General features: G+C 71.2%; 16 protein-coding genes and 3 tRNA genes. 12 read left to right on the top strand and 7 right to left on the bottom strand.

Annotated features, from left to right (window positions below):
* Positions 1-232: 232 nt before the first annotated feature.
* From ACFPGP_RS02865 to ACFPGP_RS02845, 5 genes are read left to right on the top strand one after another with little or no spacing between them, the layout of a single operon-like run.
* Positions 233-1306 carry an FtsK/SpoIIIE domain-containing protein gene (locus tag ACFPGP_RS02865; protein WP_378586607.1) on the top strand — a complete coding sequence of 358 codons (1074 nt, stop codon included), beginning with the start codon at positions 233-235 and terminating at the stop codon, positions 1304-1306.
* Positions 1306-1542, top strand: coding sequence for a WhiB family transcriptional regulator (locus tag ACFPGP_RS02860; RefSeq protein WP_378586605.1), 237 nt, complete (start codon positions 1306-1308; stop codon positions 1540-1542). Before ACFPGP_RS02865 ends, ACFPGP_RS02860 begins: the two co-directional genes overlap by 1 nt.
* Complete coding sequence (locus tag ACFPGP_RS02855; protein ID WP_378586604.1) at positions 1542-3107, top strand: replication initiator; 1566 nt, start codon at positions 1542-1544, stop codon at positions 3105-3107. Before ACFPGP_RS02860 ends, ACFPGP_RS02855 begins: the two co-directional genes overlap by 1 nt.
* A gap of 44 nt (positions 3108-3151) precedes the next feature.
* On the top strand, positions 3152-3427 hold the full coding sequence (locus ACFPGP_RS02850) for an excisionase family DNA-binding protein (RefSeq protein WP_378586601.1): 276 nt from the start codon (positions 3152-3154) through the stop codon (positions 3425-3427).
* Complete coding sequence (locus ACFPGP_RS02845) at positions 3424-4569, top strand: tyrosine-type recombinase/integrase (protein WP_378586599.1); 1146 nt, start codon at positions 3424-3426, stop codon at positions 4567-4569. Before ACFPGP_RS02850 ends, ACFPGP_RS02845 begins: the two co-directional genes overlap by 4 nt.
* 121 nt (positions 4570-4690) lie before the next feature.
* On the opposite strand, the gene ACFPGP_RS02840 is transcribed toward ACFPGP_RS02845, so the two are convergent.
* Positions 4691-4763: transfer RNA gene (locus ACFPGP_RS02840), tRNA-Arg, on the bottom strand.
* A gap of 399 nt (positions 4764-5162) precedes the next feature.
* On the opposite strand from ACFPGP_RS02840, the gene ACFPGP_RS02835 reads away from it, so the two are divergent.
* Both ACFPGP_RS02835 and ACFPGP_RS02830 read left to right on the top strand, forming a co-directional pair.
* The gene (locus ACFPGP_RS02835) at positions 5163-6980 is read left to right on the top strand and encodes a phosphoenolpyruvate carboxykinase (GTP) (protein WP_378586597.1); all 1818 of its coding nucleotides are present in this window, start codon (positions 5163-5165) and stop codon (positions 6978-6980) included.
* 141 nt (positions 6981-7121) lie between these two features.
* Complete coding sequence (locus tag ACFPGP_RS02830) at positions 7122-8153, top strand: LuxR family transcriptional regulator (RefSeq protein WP_378586594.1); 1032 nt, start codon at positions 7122-7124, stop codon at positions 8151-8153.
* A gap of 165 nt (positions 8154-8318) precedes the next feature.
* Here the strand turns inward: ACFPGP_RS02830 and ACFPGP_RS02825 are convergent, their stop codons facing one another.
* From ACFPGP_RS02825 to ACFPGP_RS02815, 3 genes are all read right to left on the bottom strand, one after another.
* Complete coding sequence (locus ACFPGP_RS02825) at positions 8319-8468, bottom strand: hypothetical protein (RefSeq protein ID WP_378586592.1); 150 nt, start codon at positions 8466-8468, stop codon at positions 8319-8321.
* 310 nt (positions 8469-8778) lie between these two features.
* A tRNA-Ser gene (locus ACFPGP_RS02820) sits at positions 8779-8871 on the bottom strand.
* A 127-nt stretch (positions 8872-8998) separates the two neighbouring features.
* Positions 8999-9463, bottom strand: a complete 465-nt coding sequence (locus tag ACFPGP_RS02815) for a hypothetical protein (RefSeq protein WP_378586589.1) — start codon at positions 9461-9463, stop codon at positions 8999-9001.
* A gap of 110 nt (positions 9464-9573) precedes the next feature.
* Here ACFPGP_RS02815 and ACFPGP_RS02810 point away from each other — a divergent pair, with 110 nt between their 5' ends.
* Positions 9574-9954, top strand: coding sequence for a hypothetical protein (locus ACFPGP_RS02810; RefSeq protein ID WP_378586587.1), 381 nt, complete (start codon positions 9574-9576; stop codon positions 9952-9954).
* A gap of 52 nt (positions 9955-10006) precedes the next feature.
* A tRNA-Ser gene (locus tag ACFPGP_RS02805) sits at positions 10007-10095 on the top strand.
* 24 nt (positions 10096-10119) lie between these two features.
* Here the strand turns inward: ACFPGP_RS02805 and ACFPGP_RS02800 are convergent.
* The 3 genes from ACFPGP_RS02800 to ACFPGP_RS02790 are packed head-to-tail and all read right to left on the bottom strand — an operon-like array spanning position 10120 to position 12415.
* Complete coding sequence (locus ACFPGP_RS02800; protein WP_378586584.1) at positions 10120-10356, bottom strand: biotin/lipoyl-binding carrier protein; 237 nt, start codon at positions 10354-10356, stop codon at positions 10120-10122.
* Positions 10357-10415: 59 nt separating this feature from the next.
* A complete protein-coding gene (locus tag ACFPGP_RS02795; RefSeq protein ID WP_378586582.1) occupies positions 10416-11630 on the bottom strand; it encodes a hypothetical protein in 1215 nt (404 codons plus the stop codon).
* 11 nt (positions 11631-11641) lie between these two features.
* A complete protein-coding gene (locus ACFPGP_RS02790) occupies positions 11642-12415 on the bottom strand; it encodes a carbon-nitrogen hydrolase family protein (RefSeq protein WP_378586580.1) in 774 nt (257 codons plus the stop codon).
* Positions 12416-12442: 27 nt separating this feature from the next.
* On the opposite strand from ACFPGP_RS02790, the gene mobA reads away from it, so the two are divergent.
* The 3 genes from mobA to ACFPGP_RS02775 are packed head-to-tail and all read left to right on the top strand — an operon-like array spanning position 12443 to position 14404.
* Positions 12443-13000, top strand: coding sequence for a molybdenum cofactor guanylyltransferase (gene mobA, locus ACFPGP_RS02785; RefSeq protein WP_378586577.1), 558 nt, complete (start codon positions 12443-12445; stop codon positions 12998-13000).
* 51 nt (positions 13001-13051) lie between these two features.
* The gene (locus ACFPGP_RS02780; RefSeq protein ID WP_378586574.1) at positions 13052-13381 is read left to right on the top strand and encodes a DUF6457 domain-containing protein; all 330 of its coding nucleotides are present in this window, start codon (positions 13052-13054) and stop codon (positions 13379-13381) included.
* Positions 13382-13420: 39 nt separating this feature from the next.
* Positions 13421-14404 carry an NAD(P)H-quinone oxidoreductase gene (locus ACFPGP_RS02775; protein WP_378586572.1) on the top strand — a complete coding sequence of 328 codons (984 nt, stop codon included), beginning with the start codon at positions 13421-13423 and terminating at the stop codon, positions 14402-14404.
* Positions 14405-14410: the final 6 nt, after the last annotated feature.

Raw genomic sequence — 14410 nt, 5'->3', positions numbered from 1 at the left:
ACCGGGCCATCAGACACTCCTGGATGCTGTGGGAGGCCTATGTGCTGGCGTGGCGGTCACGTGGCTCTTGTGGCCGTGGAGCGCGTGGTTGCTGACCTGCGTCGCGGCGGTGGTTACGGCCTGTGCGATCGTGGCCCGGCGAGGCGGGCGCCTGCGCGGACAGTTGCTTGGGTGGCTGTGGCTGAGGCGACTCAAGCGGGGCTGGGGTCTCGTGTGGCGAGGTTGCGCCCCGATGAGCGGCGAGGTACCCGTGGTGGTCGGCGCTCGGGCGTCCTTTCCGTTCGTGACTCTGAGGCTTCGACTCAGCCTCGGCCAGACTCTGCACGACTTCGACCAAGCGGCTGAGGCCGTCCGCTCCGCCTTCGGCGTCGAACGCCTACGGGTCGACCCGGCCGGGCCGCGGGAGGTCGAGCTGACCTTCACCGTCTGCGACCAGCTCACCACTCCGTTCTCAGCGGTGGTCGGTGACCCCAGCTCGATTCACGACGTGATGGTCGGTCGTCGTGAGGACGGCGGTGAGTGGCGCCTGGCCGTCGGGCCGCACACGTTGGTGGCCGGATCATCCGGGTCGGGCAAGGGCTCGGTCTTCTGGTCCATGGCCTTTGGGCTGGCTCCCCAGGTGCGAGCGGGCCGCGTGCTGCTGCACGGCGTCGACCTCAAGGGCGGCATGGAGATCCTCATGGGCAAGGGGTTGTTCACCTCGGTGGCGACGTCTGCCGCTGATGCCGTCGCTTTGCTCGAGGACCTGGCCGAGCGGATGCGCGAACGGTCGCAAGAGCTCGCCGGCCACGCTCGAACTCACCAGCAAACACCCGAGTCCCCCTTGCACGTGGTAATGATCGACGAGCTGGCGGCGCTGACGGCGTATTGCCCGGAGAGGGATCTCCAGCGGCGCGCCGACCTGGCGATCAACCTGCTGTGCTCGCAGGGGCGGGCTCCCGGCTTCGTCTTGTTCGCCTGTCTGCAGGACCCGCGCAAGGAGGTGATCCCGTCTCGAGGTCTCTTCACCCAGATGGTGGGGTTGCGGCTGAAGGACGCATCCGAGACCGCGATGGTCCTCGGGGACTTCGCGCTCGCCAGTGGAGCCCTCTGCCACCGGATCGGCCGCGAGGCGCCGGGCACGGGCTACGTGGTTCCCGAGGAGGGCGGCCACCCCATTCGCGTCCGTGCCGGCTATGCCACCGACGATGCGATCCGGGAGACCGCGGAGGCGTACGCGACGTCCACAACGTGGAGCATCCCTCCTCTGGCGCCTGCCGCTGACAGCTCGAGGGCCAGGCGTGCTCGCACGTCCGAGGGGTTGTGATGGGCGTGCAATGGCGTGCGCTGGCCCTCTGCGGAGGCTTTCCGAAACTTCCGTGGATCGCAGAGCCCCACCGCTACTCCGCTGCCGAGGAGTCGGCCATGCGCACCGTGTGCGACGCCTGTCCGGTACGCCCGGAGTGCGCCGCAGACGCTGACGACCACCGGATCGAAGGCGGCTTCTGGTCCGGGGCGGCTCGTACCGCAGTGGCGGGCCGTCTGGATCCGGGGGGCGCGTAGTGGCTCCCCTACTCGTTCCCGCTGAGGCTCTGCGCGAACTGGCCGAGAAGCACGACGTGTGTACGCGTCCGCTGATGCACGAGGTCACAGACTCCGTCGGCGGCTCGACGCACATCGTGTCGACCAGGTGCGGCGCGACTCTCGAATCCAAGTGTCCGCCATGCGCGCGCCGCAACCGGATCTTGCGGATGCAGCAGTGCCGGGAAGGGTGGCACCTTGACGAAGAGCCCGCGCTCGAGCCGAGCTCGGCACTGGCTGACGCGGAGCGTGAACCGAGCGAACCCGACGATCGACGTGGGCGGTCCACGAAGCGGCGTCAAGATGCCCCCAATCTTCCTCGTGCCACCAGGTCGGACCGAACGGTCGGCACCCAGTTCACGTCCCCGTCGGGCGAGACCTACCGACCCTCGATGTTCATCACCTTCACGCTGCCCTCGTACGGACGCGTACGTCCCGACGGGACGCCTGTGGACCCGAACACCTACGACTACCGACGGGCAGCGCTGGATGCCCTGCACTTCCCGAAGCTCGTCGACCGCGTGTGGCAGAACCTGCGGAGGGTCACCGGGTACAAGGTCCAGTACTTCGCCAGCGTCGAGGCGCAGCGGCGGCTGGCTCCTCACCTGCACGCAGCCGTCCGCGGAGCGGTCCCGCGAGAGCTCATCAGGGCCGTCGCCGGCGCGACCTACCACCAGGTCTGGTGGCCGAGGCACGACCAGCCCACCTACGCGGACGAGCTACCGCAATGGACTGACGGCGCCGGCTACGTCGATCCGCGGTCTCGAGCGCCACTGCCCACGTGGGACGAGGCCATGGATGCGCTCGACGCGGACGACCAGGCGAAACCGAGCCACGTGATCCGGCTGGGCGAGCAGCTCGACATCCAGGGAATCATCGCCTCCGAGGGCGACGCAGACCGAAGAGTCGCCTACCTCACGAAGTACCTCGCCAAGTCGATCGCGGGCTCCTACGGCTCCTCGGACGAGCTGACGCGCCGGCAACGGGTCCACCGGCGGCGGCTCCACGACGAGGTGCGACTGCTGCCCTGTTCGCCGCGATGCTCGAACTGGCTCCGCTTCGGCATCCAGCCCGACCGCGCACAGCCGGGGATGACGCCCGGGAAGTGCCCGTTCAAGGGACACGACGCGGATCATCTCGGCTGTGGTGGCCGGCGGGTCCTGGTCTCTCGCGCCTGGACGGGCAAGACGCTCTCCCACCACAGGGCGGACCGGGCGGAAGTCGTGCGCCAGGCACTCGAGGCCGCCGGGGTCGAAGCCCCTGCAGCCCAACGGATGGCTGCCGACGTGCTCCGCGAGGACGGCCACGCCCGCTACTACTGGCGCTTCGTCGACCCGCGCACGTGCACGGTCCCGCTCTACCGGCAGGTCCTCACGCGATCCATCGCGGAGAAGCTGCGCTGGCGAAGGCAGTACGAGGCAGCGAAGGCACGCGCCAGCCCGCCAACCACGCTCCCCCGTCCTCCCGATAGCCAGCCTGACTCGGTTGGGTGTGCGCCGGTCAGGGGTGAGCGAAGCGAATCACGAAGTGACACAACGTGCCCTTGACGGGCGCGCACCAACCGAATCATCGAACGTCGGGAGGACGGGCCGTGACCCAGCAGCTGCACAACCTGTCGCAACCAGACCAGGTGGACGGGTCGGTGACGATCCGCGCCAATGTCTGGCTGATGAGCTCCGAGGAGCTTCCACCACTCCTGTTCAGCCCGGACGAGGTGTCGCGGCTGCTGAGCTTGGGGCGTCACCGGGTCTTCGACCTGATCCGGGACGGGCGGCTGAGGTCGGTCAAGGTTGGTTCGTCGCGACGCATCTCGGCGCGCGCTCTCGCGGACTACGTGGCAGCGCTCGAGTCGGGGGAGGCTCCGTGACGAGGTCGAAGAAGGCCAACGGCGAAGGGACCGTCTACCGGCGAGCGAACGGCCGATGGGCTGGACAGTGCTACGTCACCGAGACCGACGGACGTCGGGTGCGGCGCGCGGTGAGCGGAGCAACCAAGCGAGAGGTCGAGAAGAAGATCGCGGAGCTGGTCGAGCGCGAGGCCGCTGGCCGGAGGTTGGCGCCGGCGGCCCTCACCCTCGAGGTGTACCTGCGGGAGTGGCTCGACCAGGTGGTCGCTCACCGGGTGCGTGAGAACACCTTGGCTGCCTACAGGTTCCAAGCGGAGCGGTACCTGATCCCCGACCTCGGTCGAAAGCGACTCTCGGGGCTGTCCGCACGCGACCTGCGGCTCTACTTCGAGTCCCTGAAGGCCCGCGACGTAGGCGCGCGCACCGTCGGGTACGTGCACGCGACGCTCCGAGCGGCTCTCGAGGATGCTGTCCGAGAAGAGCTGCTCGAACGGAACGTCGCGAAGCTGGTGCGGGTCCCTCGCCCAACGAAGGTCGAGCGAGAGCCACTCAGCGTGGCGGAGGTCAAGACACTGCTGCGCAAATCCCGGGGACATCGGCTGTACGCACTCATCGTCGTGCTGGCACTGCTGGGCATCCGTCGGAGCGAGGCCCTCGGACTGACGTGGGCAGATGTGGACCTGGACGCGGGATGGCTGCAGGTTCGTCGCGGTCTCCAACGCGTCGACGGACGGTTGGTGGCCATGCCCACGAAGACGGCGAGATCCAGGCGCACGATCCCCTTGCCGACCCTGGTGAGCGAGGCGCTGCGACATCACCGGGAGGCTCAGGAAAGTGATCGTGAGCTCCTCGCGGACGAGTGGCCCGATCTCGACTACGTGTTCACCACCACGATGGGAACGCCGATCGATCCGCGCAATTGCACCCGGATCGTCCAGAACGCGTGTCGGGATGCCGGCGTCAGGGTCGTGCGGCTGCATGACTTCCGCCACGGCTGTGTCTCGGTCCTCTTGGGCCTCGGCGTGCCTCCGCGGACAGCCATGGACATCGCCGGCCACTCGACCATCGAGATGACGATGAACGTCTACGGGCACGTCACCCTGGACGAGAAGCGCGAGGCGCTCGATCGCCTCGGCGACCTCTTCGACGATGACCCGCACTGAGCCGGTTGCAGCACGCGGTTGCAGCAGGAAGCCCTGGCGAGCGGGCCGGGTGCCGGGCTCAGTGGGGTCATGTAAAGCAAAACCGCAGGTCAGCCGGGTGGCTGCCTGCGGTCCTGGTCTGCGCGCCCGTAGGGATTCGAACCCCAAACCTTCTGATCCGTAGTCAGATGCTCTATCCGTTGAGCTACGGGCGCCCGTCGCTCCGAGCCGGTGGCCGGACGACTGGTCGAGGATAGCGGACCGTCCGGAGGTTGCCGAAATCGCTCAGGCCCGAGCACGATCCGCGGCCGCTGGATCCCGGGTGGGGTGGGGGCCGCCCGGCTTCCTGACGACCCGTCAAGTGATGTTCGTGACGGCGGTCACAGACCTGTGATCGTTCCAATATGAGGCGCCTCGGAGCGCCGGTACATTCCCCGGCAATCGAGGGGTCGAGACCGCTGGTCCGTCCCGTCGCCGTACCAGTCGCCGACAACGACGCCGAGCGATCCGAGACAACTCCACGACACCCCCGTCGACACGCTCGACGGCCGGCGACGCACCCGACCTGCCGCAGGACACCCGGGGCGACGACCGCGAATGCGCGAGAGGGAAGCATGACCGCCGACACGGCCACCACCGCAGCACCCACCACCCACCAGGGCATCCTCGACTTCGTCGCCGAGGTCGCCGCCCTCACCACGCCCGACCGGATCCACTGGTGCACGGGCTCCGACGACGAGTGGACCGAGCTCACCGACGCCCTGGTCGCGACGGGCACGTTCACGCGCCTCGACCCGGCGATCAAGCCCAACTCCTTCCACGCCGCCTCCGACCCGACCGACGTGGCGCGGGTCGAGGACCGCACCTACATCTGCTCGCTCGACGAGAAGGACTGCGGGCCCACCAACAACTGGATGGACCCCGAGGAGATGAAGACCCTGATGCGCGGGCTGTACGCCGGCTGCATGCGGGGCCGCACGATGTACGTCATCCCCTTCGTGATGGGCCACCTCGACGCCGAGAAGCCGATGTTCGGCATCGAGCTCACCGACTCGGCGTACGTCACCGCCTCGATGCGCGTGATGGCGCGGATGGGCACCGAGGTTCTCGAGCGGATGACCGAGCTCGGCGCCGACTTCGTGCCCGCGATCCACTCCGTCGGCCACCCGCTCGCGGACGGCGAGCAGGACGTCGCCTGGCCGTGCAACGACACCAAGTACATCGTGCAGTTCCCCGAGGAGCGCGCGATCTGGTCCTTCGGCTCCGGGTACGGCGGCAACGCGCTGCTCGGCAAGAAGTGCTACGCGCTCCGCATCGCCAGCGTGATGGCCCGCGACGAGGGCTGGCTGGCCGAGCACATGCTGATCCTCAAGCTCACCAGCCCCGAGGGCGTCGTGAAGTACATCGCCGCGGCCTTCCCCAGCGCCTGCGGCAAGACCAACCTCGCGATGCTCGCGCCGACCATCCCCGGCTGGAAGGTCGAGACGCTCGGCGACGACATCGCCTGGATGCGGGTCGGCGAGGACGGCCGCCTGTGGGCGGTCAACCCCGAGTTCGGCTTCTTCGGCGTCGCGCCCGGCACCAACGAGCACACCAACCCGAACGCCATGCGCACCATCAACAAGGGCAACTCGGTGTTCACCAACGTCGCACTCACCGAGGACGGCGACATCTGGTGGGAGGGCCTCGAGAACCCGCCCGCCCGCGCCACGTCGTGGAAGGGCGAGCCGTGGACCCCTGAGTCCGAGGAGCTCTCCAGCCACGCCAACAGCCGCTACTGCACCCCGATCAAGCAGTGCGACATCCTCGCTCCGGAGTACGACGACCCGCGCGGCGTGCCGATCGACGCGATCCTCTTCGGTGGTCGCCGCAAGACCACGGTGCCGCTGGTCTTCGAGGCCCGCGACTGGACGCACGGCACCTTCCTCGGCGCGACGCTCTCCTCGGAGACCACCGCCGCCGCCGTCGGCCAGGTCGGCGTCGTGCGCCGCGACCCGATGGCGATGCTGCCGTTCATCGGCTACCACGCCGGCGACTACTTCAACCACTGGATCACCGTCGGCAAGGACAACGACGCGGCCAAGCTGCCGAAGATCTACTACGTCAACTGGTTCCGCCGCGATGAGGACGGCGGCTTCCTGTGGCCGGGGTTCGGCGAGAACAGCCGCGTGCTCAAGTGGATCGTCGAGCGCATCGACGGCCAGGCGGCCGCGGTGGAGACCCCGATCGGCCACGTGCCCGCCCCCGGCGCGCTCGACACCGACGGCCTCGACGTCACCGAGGACCAGCTCGCCGCCGCCCTCGCGGTCGACCCCGAGGAGTGGAAGGCCGAGCTCCCGCAGATCCAGGAGTGGTTCGAGAAGTTCGGCGAGCAGCTGCCCGCCGTCCTCTGGACCGAGCTCGACGGCCTCCGGGCGCGCCTCGACGCCTGAGCGTCCACCTCGTGACGAGAGCCCCGGCCCCGCGGTCCGGGGCTCTCGCGCATCCCGGCGCGCGGAGCGCGCGGTGTACGCCGGACGTTGTCGGGACAGGATGGGAAGATGGAGCCACCGGGGGCAGGCGAAAGGGGACACGTGAGCGAGTACGGCCCCGAGGAGCGCACGCTCTTCGAGACCGAGGCCACCACGCTGTACGAGGAGATCGTCACGGGCGGGGGGATCGCCCAGGACGACCCCAGGATCGCGCCTCGGGGTGAGTTCCGCCGCGCCTTCTCGATGCTCGAGGAGCTCGACCTGGTCATCCTCGACCCGGAGAAGTCGATGTACGTCGCGACCGACCCCTCGACGATCCAGGCGCGCGTGGTCACCCCGCTCGGCCAGCGCGGCGCCGAGCTGCTCACGGAGTCCTCGGCGTGGGCGCGCGCCTTCGGCGTGCTCAGCCATGCCTGGCGGCGCGCACCGCAACCGACCGGCGGCCCGTTCACCGAGATCCACGGCCCCGAGGCCATCGGCTCCTACCTCTCCGGCATCGTCGCGGACTGCGAGGAGGAGATGCTCACCGCACAGCCGCAGACGGGCCGTGACGCGCCCAGCCTGGCCAAGGCCGCCGTCCGCGACATCGCCCTGCTCGACCGCGGCCTGAAGATGCGCACGCTCTACCAGCACAGCGCGCGCCGCAGCGCGATCACCCACAAGTACGTCGCCGCCGTGACCGCCCGGGGCGCCGAGGTCCGCACGCTCGACGAGTTCTTCAACCGGATCATCATCATCGACCGCCGGATCGCGGTGATCCCCGGCCAGACCGGCCTGGCCGTGGCGATGGCGATCCGCGAGCAGTCGCTGGTGGCCTACCTCGCCGACATCTTCGAGCGGCACTGGGAGCGGGCGCGCCCGTTCACCAACCGCGAGGTCTCGATGATGCGCGACATCGCCGCCGAGCAGCGGGCGATGACGATCCGGATGCTGATCGAGGGCCACGCCGACCCGGTCAGCGCCAAGCGCCTCGGCGTCAGCCCGCGCACGTACGCCGGCTACGTCGCCGACCTCAAGGCGGAGTACGAGTCGGAGACCCGCTTCCAGCTCGGCTACACGATGGGCCAGCTCGGCGTCTCCGGCAACGAGCGGCCCGGCGAGGAGCCGGCCAAGCGCTCCCGCCGGTCCGACTGACCTGGCGGGGGCACGGGGCCCAGACGTGCCACAAGGGCAGTGACGGTGTCACTGCCCTTGTGTCGATGAGACCGGCCGGGGGGCGGCGGGACCGGTGCGTGGGGGGCTGGTCCTGGTCTCACACCCGAGATGTTCCGAGATGACCCGAGATGGAGGTCCTGAACGTCAGGGAATGAACGGCTTGTTGTGCGACGGCGCCTTGGCACAACCGGGGCAACCCCAGCTGCTGTCCATGGCCGAGGCAGGGCTCCCGAGAAGACCGATGCTCATGACGACGGTTGCCAGCAGTGCGCCGGCCTTGACTGCGATCTTCATGCCTGTTCCACCTTTGGATTCAAATGCGGGCCCTGGGCTAGTCCCGCACTCACAGTCTGGAGCCTGTGGATAGACCCGGTCAGGCCTTCGTTGGGTCAGAAACTTGCATTGCAATTATATGCAGTTCAGGTGGTCTGATCAGTCGCAAATCAAGGCCCTCCGAAGGAGGGGTCGAGCACCGGTCAAGTGTGCCTCAAGTTGACGCCTGTTACCTCACAAACCCCTCAGGTTCACTCAAGGTCACACCAGTCGCAGACGAGAAATTGAGAAAGACGCCGGTCCACCCTCGCGGGCGGACCGGCGTCCTGAGTGGCGGAGGCGGCGGGATTTGAACCCGCGAGAGGGTGTTGCCCTCAACCCGCTTAGCAGGCGGGCGCCATAGACCGGACTAGGCGACGCCTCCTCCACCGCGGCCCCTGCGGACGTGCTGGGCACGCCCCGGGCTGCAGCGCGGCTCAGGCTACTAGCAGGCCGCTGTCCATGCCGAATCAGGTCGCCGTGGCCGACAGCAGCCGGCACAGGGGCGCTGCTCAGAGGTCGCCGAGCGGGGTCAGGCCCTCACCGCGCCGCAGGCGCTCGCGGAGGTCGTGCACGAAGTCGTCAGGACCGCCGGCGCCGGTGTCGAGGACACCCACCGGGATCGTCGTGGTGCGCTCGTCCTTGAGCTGCAATTCCACGCAACGCACGCCCCGCGAGGTCGTGGCCGCGGCCTCGGCGACGTCGCGCCAGCGCGCGGTGCGCACGCCGGCGCCCCGCACGAAGCGCACGCGGTAGCCCTCGTCGTCGAGCCGGACCACCCAGGCCCGCAGCACGCCCAGACCGACCACACCGACCACCACCCCGGCCACCAGCACCACCGTCACGACCACTGCCCCACCGAGCCCGAGCAGCGCGCCGAGGAGCACGACCGCCAGCACCAGCAGGCCGAGGCCCACGACGAGCACCCCCAGCAACCGGGCGGCGAAGCCGGGCGCGAGCCGATAGTCGGACGACATGGCAACGGATTCTCCCGGACCGCGATTTGGTGCGGCTCGAGGGGTTGTCCCTGCCCGGTTGCGGGGTGAGACTCGAACCCCCACCGACATCGCCCCCGCTGGAGGCCGCGATGACCCAGACGCGTCCCGCCTCGTCCGCCCTCCTCGACCTGCGCCTGGCTCTCGAGCAGCCGCCCGCCGACCAGCCCGTGCCCGACGCGTGGCGGTGGGTGGTGCGCAAGCACCTCGCCGGTGTCCGCGACCAGCTCGCCCACGAGGGGGCCCACCCGCAGGACGCCGGCCTCGCTGCCCGCGACGGCGCCCTGCTCCGCGAGCGTGACGCGCTGCTGCGCCGGCTCGTCGCCCTGGGCCACCCGCTGCTCTCCGACCCGGAGGTCGAGCCGGTCCGCACCGAGCTCCGCCGCCTCGCCGCCGACATCGCCCACCACGAGCAGCGCCTGCACGACCTGGTCTTCGACGACATCGAGCTCGAGCTCGGCGGCTCCGAGTAGGTCCGCGCCGCGGGGCTCGTCCTAGACTGCTCCGGCCGCCGCGAGGCGGCACGGAGGGGTGCCGGAGTGGCCGATCGGAACCGCCTTGAAAGCGGTCGCTGGCAGAGATGTCAGCCGCGGGTTCGAATCCCGCCCCCTCTGCTGGCCGAGCGTCCCGGCCGCGGGTCAGGGCGTGAGCACCACCAGGACGTCGCCCTCCTGGACGACGTCGCCGGGCGAGACCTTGATCGCCGAGACCGTGCCGGCGACCTCGACGATGACCGGGATCTCCATCTTCATCGACTCGAGCAGCACGACGGTGCCGCCGACCTCGACGGTGTCACCCTCGGCGACCTCGACGGTCATCACGTTGGCCACCATCTCCGCCGCGATCACGACGTCTCCGCCCCGGTTGCGCGCCATGAGCCGAACCTAGCCGTTACCGGCACGTACGGCGCAAGCCCCGGCCCGTCGGGGGGCACTCAGAGCAGCGGTTGGCTGCGCGGCGGCTCGGGCCGGATCGCGGCGGCGGCCTCGGCCCGGCGGCCGCGGCGTCCCCTGGGCGCGGTGACACGCAGGTCGATGCGGATCAGCAGCGCCCCGATCAGCAGCCCGAGCACCGTGGCGTAGACGGTGGCGAGCACCGTCTCGCGCAGCGTGATCACCGTGTTGAGCAGGCTGGTGGCGACGGGTGCGGTGGCCGCGACGCCGAAGACGCTGACCCACCAGCCCTGGCGGCGGCGCGCCCGCATGTGGCAGCCCCACGCCAGCGCGGGGACGCCGAGCGCAGTCACGATCGGCCGCGGGAAGGCGCCGAGGTGTGCGCGGCTCCAGCGCACGCCGTCGACCAGCCAGTCGACCAGCCCGGGCGTCCCGTAGCGGCGCAGCAGCTCGGCGTACGCCAACGTCAGCGCGAGCACCACCGACCCGACGATCACGATCACCACGCCCCGACGGCCCAGGCCGTGCAGGCCGGCGCCGAGGCGGAAGACCAGCACCAGGGCGAAGGCCAGCGACAGCGCGAGCGCGGCGTACTCGAACCGGAGCAGCGCGATCGTCGGCTCGAAGCCCACCACGGCGACGGCGCCGACCAGCGAGAAGGCCAACGCGACCAGCGCCTCGCGGGCCGCGAGGCGGATCGTCACAGCGGGCACGGTGAGCATCACCGCCAGCACGGCCGTCACCACGGCGGCCATCACCGCGACCCCGGTGGTCAGCACCTCGAGGCCGACGACGACCGTGAGGCCGCCGAGCAGGGCGGCGACGCCGCCGAAGATCCACGGCCGGCCGCCCGTGCGCACGGCCAGCGCCACGGTGTACGCCGTCGCGGTGAGCGCTGCGCCGCCGCGGGAGACCCGGTCGGTGGTGTGCTCGGGGAGCCCGAAGTCGGTCAGCCCGCAGACCAGCACCGTCACGACGCCGACCAGGACGGCGGCCCACCAGAGGCCGAGCAGGAGGCGCGGAGAGCGCCCGGCGCGGCCCGCCTCCTCGGTGGGGCCGGGGACCGGCGGCGGCTCGGGCGGCGGGAGCGGCAGGGTGGCGGCGATGGCCGCCGTCGACTCGAGGTCGGGCTCCGGCTGGTCGACCGCGACCGGGGCCGGGGCCGGCGGCTCCACCGGCGGCTCCGCCTGCGGGCCGCGGGCCCGCGACCAGCGCCGCTGGGGGGCGGCGCGGCGGCGTGGGGCGGACGAGGGCACGGAGGCCAAATCTACAGTCGGCGGTTGAGCAGCGAGGGGTTGGTCCGGCGGGCCTCGTCGAGCACCCGGCGCTCCAGGGTGGCGGTCAGCGTCTCCTCGCCGTCGCCCCCCTCGACCAGCACGTCGCCGAGCGGGTCCACGACCAGCGAGTGGCCGGTGTAGCGGGGGCCGGGCTGCCCGCAGGCCACGACGTAGGCCGTGTTCTCGATCGCGCGCGCCCGCGCCAGCGTGACCCAGTGGTCGACCTTGCGCGGCCCGGCGACCCACGCGGAGGGCACCACCAGCACGTCAGCGCCCTCGGCCACCAGCGCCCGGGCGAGCTCGGGGAAACGCAGGTCGTAGCAGGTCATCAGGCCGAGGGTGAAGCCCCCGAGGCCGGCCAGGCAGTGCTCGACCGGTCCGGCCGAGAGCCGGTCGGACTCGCGGTAGCCGAACGAGTCGTAGAGGTGGATCTTGCGGTAGTCGCGGTCCACGGCGCCGCGGGCGACGAGCGTGTTGAAGGGCCGCGCCGTGTCGACGGCGGTCTCGAACATGCCCGCCACGACGGTGGTCCCCCGCTGCTGCGCGACCCGCGCGACCTCCGCGGCGAACGGGCCGGGGATCGGCTCGGCGTACACGCTCACGTCGGAGCCGGGGTCGCCGAAGTCGCGGGCGAAGGCCTCCGGCAGCACGACGAGGTCGTGGCCCGACGGCACCAGGTCGGCCAGCCGCTCGCGGTTGACGGTCGGGTCGAGGTCGGCGGCGACCTGCACCAGCGCGACGTCGAGCTGCTCCCGGGGTTCCACCCGCCCCAGCCTGCCAGACTGCGCGGCATGGAGGACCCGCTGTCGTCGTACGCCGCCGTGGTGCTGGCCGGGGGCACCGGCGAGCGCCTCGGTGGGGTCGACAAGGCGGCGCTGGTCGTCGACAGGCGCACGCTCCTCGACCACGCGCTGGCGTCGTTCGTCGGGGCGGGCGAGGTCGTGGTGGTCGGGGACGAGCGGCCGGCGCCGGCCGGGGTGCGGTTCGTCCGCGAGGACCCGCCGTACGGCGGACCGGCCGCGGGCCTGCTGGCCGGACGCGACGCGCTGACGACGGACCCCGCGTGGCTGGCGGTGCTGGCGGTCGACATGCCGCACGTGACCGCGACGACCTGGCGGCGGCTCGCGGGAGCCGCCGGCGACCACGACGGGGCCGCGCTGGTGGACGCCGACGGCCGCCGCCAGCTGGCCCTGCTGCTGCGCACCGGCCGGCTCGACGAGGTGCGCCCCGCGGAGACCGATCGGCTCGCCGTGCACCGGCTGCTGGCCCCGCTGGACCTCGCCGGCGTGCCCGCGGAGGGCCGCGAGGCGCGCGACCTCGACCACCCCTCCGACCTGCCGCCGGTGTGACTTGACCCGTCGGGACTTGCGGGACGCCCCGCGAGTGGCGAGTCTGACCTTGTGAACCTCCACGACTGGATCGACGAGCTGTCCGACGTGCTCGACGTGGACACCGAGGTCGACGAGGCCCTGATCCTCGACCTCGCGAAGGTCGCCGCGGACAACGTGGTCAAGATCGCCGCGCCGATCACCTCCTACCTGCTCGGCTACGCCGCAGGTGCGCACGACGCGGACCCCGAGGGCGTGGAGGCACTGGCCGCCCGGGCCCAGGCCCTCGCCGAGGGCTGGGACCGCCCGGCGAACGCCCCCGACCCCCTCGAGGTGGTCGTCGAGACCGAGATCCCCGACGACAGCGCGGTCGACCACAGCCACGACGCCTTCGAGGAGTGAGCCGTCGGGCGTCGCCGCGGCTGTCCGTAGGGTGAGCCCATGCACGCCGTCACCGCCGCCGAGCCCGGCGGCCCCGAGGTCCTGACCCTCACCGAGCTGCCCGATCCCGAGCCCGCGCCCGGCGAGGTGCTGCTCGACGTCGCCGCCACGGCGGTCAACCGGGCCGACCTGCTGCAGCGCCAGGGCCACTACCCGCCCCCGCCCGGGTCGTCGGGCGTGATCGGCCTCGAGTGCAGCGGCACCGTCGCCGCGCTCGGTGAGGGCGTCGAGGGCCTCGCCGTCGGCGACGAGGTGTGCGCGCTCCTGGCCGGCGGCGGGTACGCCACCAGGGTCGCCGTTCCCGCCGGACAGGTGATGCCGGTGCCCGACGGCGTCGACCTGGTCACCGCGGCGGCCCTGCCCGAGGTGGCCTGCACGGTCTGGTCCAACGTGTTCATGATCGCCAACCTGCGCGCCGAAGAGACGCTGCTCGTGCACGGCGGTGCGGGTGGCATCGGCACCTTCGCCATCCAGCTCGCGCACGCCCTCGGCTCGCGGGTGCTCACCACGGCCGGATCGCCCGAGAAGCTGCAGGTCTGCCGCGACCTCGGCGCCGACGTGACCATCAACTACAGCGAGCAGGACTTCGTCGAGGTGGTGCGCGAGGTCACCGACGGCCGCGGGGTCGACCTGGTGCTCGACAACATGGGCGCGTCCTACCTCGGCCGCAACGTGGAGGCCCTCGCCACCGAGGGGCGCCTGGTCGTGATCGGCCTCCAGGGCGGCGCCCGGGGCGAGCTCGACCTCGGCATGCTGCTGCGCAAGCGCGGCGCCGTGGTCGCGACCGCGCTGCGCTCGCGCCCGGTGGCGGAGAAGACCGCGATCTGCGCCTCGGTCGTCGAGCACGTCTGGCCGCTGGTGGCCGACGGCACCGTGAAGCCGATCGTGCACGTGCGGCTCCCGCTGGCGCAGGCCGGTGAGGCGCACCGCGTCGTCGAGGCCAGCGAGAGCGTGGGCAAGGTGCTGCTCACGACGGCGCCGTAGGGTGGC

This window comes from Nocardioides taihuensis (assembly GCF_042657275.1).
GTDB classification, from domain to species: Bacteria; Actinomycetota; Actinomycetes; order Propionibacteriales; family Nocardioidaceae; genus Nocardioides; species Nocardioides taihuensis.
Note: the sequence above shows the minus strand (reverse complement) of the source record. Positions and strands in the feature narration are given on the sequence as shown.